The organism is Virgibacillus oceani, from assembly GCF_041521345.1.
Lineage (GTDB): Bacteria > Bacillota > Bacilli > Bacillales > Amphibacillaceae > Virgibacillus_N > Virgibacillus_N oceani_A.
On the sequence record NZ_JBGOHB010000103.1, the window covers coordinates 1 to 249 of the forward strand.

The window sequence follows — 249 nt, forward strand, 5'->3', positions numbered from 1 at the left end:
TTTATTGGGGGTTCTTCGTCATGGTAAGACATCAAATGAAGGACCTTTCACGTCAAAACGATTGGAACGGCTTCATCAGGCTAGGCACCGAAAGCTAAAGGACATCTTTCATAAAGCCAGCCATAAAGTGAAACTTCATTCAGTGGGGGTTTTCTTTTCATCCCCCACTGAAACAACCATGGCTATGCTACGCATCGCCACCAACTACCATGAAAATGAATTTCTAAACGAAATAGAAGTATTCATTTA

At 41.4% G+C, this 249-nt stretch carries 1 protein-coding gene; it reads left to right on the plus strand.

Annotated elements, in window-relative coordinates:
* Positions 1-249: hypothetical protein (locus ACDX78_RS23330; protein WP_486031240.1), on the plus strand; the 249-nt coding region annotated here is incomplete at both ends.